Source organism: Devosia sp. (assembly GCF_041917035.1).
Classification (GTDB): Bacteria; Pseudomonadota; Alphaproteobacteria; order Rhizobiales; family Devosiaceae; genus Devosia_A.
In genome coordinates, this window is record NZ_JAYRYM010000434.1 from 1 (window position 1) to 1,816 (window position 1,816).

Genomic DNA, 1,816 nt, shown 5'->3' on the forward strand with positions numbered 1-1,816 from the left:
GGCGACTGGATCGACTGCTTCCTGCCGCCGCGTTGGATGCAAAGTTAAATCAGGCCGGCAGGAGGGCAGTTGACCAAAGTCAACAGATTGACGTTTGCGTCAACGTAAACTTCGACACATCGGAGGTGAGCGCTGCGAAGGCGGCGCTGCAACCCAACCAGCCTCCGGTCGGCGCCGTGCCCGCTTCACCCGAGGGGGACGCGCGCATGGGCCCTGAACAGGACCGCGCCGGCACCCGCCGGTCGAAGGTCGAACATTGGAGAACGAGGATGACAGCCCGATCGGTATCGATAACATTCGCCGGCAGCGGCGGCGCGGGGGTGATGACCGCAGGCAACATGCTGCTCGACGCCGCCGGCCGTGCCGGCTGGTATGCCTACATGACCCGCTCGTCGGGCGCGCAGATCCGCGGCGGCGAGGCCGCCGCGATGATGCGTCTGTCTACGTCGCCGGTGCAGTCGCACGACGATCAATATGATCTGCTGGTCGCCATCGACTGGGAGAACGTCGGGCGCTTCTCCGCCGAGATCCCGATGACCGCCGATAGCCTGGTCGTCGGCGATCCCGACGGCGGCGAATTCCCCGAGGCCATCCGCGCCAAGGGCACGCGGTCGGCAGACATCCCGTTCAAGAAGATGGCCAAGACGATCGAGGGCGGGCGCCCCAACATGATCGCCCTGGGCGCGGTCGCCGGCCTCGTCGGCCTTCCCGAGGACGCCGTGCTCGGTGTGGTCCGCGACTCGCTCGCCAAGAAGGGAGAGGCCGCGCGCACCGCCAGCGAGGCATCGGTGCGTGCAGGCATGGCCTTCGCGGCCGACCTGCCGCCCTGCCCCCGCCTGGCCACCGCCCAGGGCCAGAGCGAGCGCCTGTGGAGCATCACCGGCAACGAGGCCGCCGGTCTCGGCGCGGTGCGCGGCGGCATCCGCTTCGTCGCCGCCTATCCGATCACCCCGGGCACCGAGGTGCTGGAGTGGCTCGCACCCAACCTCGCCAAGCTCGGCGGCGTGCTGGTGCAGGCCGAGGACGAGCTCGCCTCGATCAACCAGATCATCGGCGCTTCCTACGCCGGCGTGCCCTCGCTGACCGCGACCTCCGGCCCCGGCCTGGCGCTGATGACCGAATCGCTCGGCCTCGCCGTCGCCTCGGAGACCCCGATCACCGTGGTCAACGTGATGCGCGGCGGCCCCTCCACCGGCATCCCGGTCAAGTCCGAGCAGAGCGACCTCAACATCGCGCTCTACGGCCTGCACGGCGACGCCCCGCACCTGGTGGTGGCGCCCAACTCGCTCGCCGACTGCGCCTTCGCCACCCAGTGGGCGGTCCATCTCGCCGATACCCTGCAGACCGCCGCGATCGTGCTCTCCGACCAGTCCCTCGGCCAGAGTCGGGCGACGATCTCGCCGCCCGCCGATCCCGGCTTGCGCGCGGTCCGCCTGATGCCCGAGGGCGAGGCGGCCGAACGCTACCGCCGCTACACCAACACCGCGTCGGGCGTCTCGCCGATGGCCGTACCCGGCATGAAGGGCTACCAGTACACCGCCGACGGCCTCGAGCACAACGAGTTCGGCACGCCGTCCAGCGGCGCGGCCGACCACAGCGCCCAGCTCGACAAGCGTCTGCGCAAGCTCGCCCTGCACGACTACGGCACGCACTGGGCCGACATCGAGGGCGACGGCGACATCGCCGTGCTGACCTGGGGGTCCACCACCGGGCCGGTGCGCGAGGCGCTCGAGCGCTTCCGCGCCAGCGGCGGGCGTGCCCGCCTGGTGTCGATCCGCCTGATCTCGCCGGTGCGCCCGGAACAGCTCGCCGCCGC

The 1,816-nt window shown here is 70.6% G+C and carries 1 protein-coding gene; it reads left to right on the top strand.

The genetic code is table 11. The features are described from left to right. Nucleotides 1-269: 269 nt before the first annotated feature. Nucleotides 270-1,816, top strand: a 1,547-nt coding sequence (locus tag ACE3TU_RS22010; protein WP_374627991.1) for a 2-oxoacid:acceptor oxidoreductase subunit alpha, incomplete at its 3' end; no start/stop codon positions are given.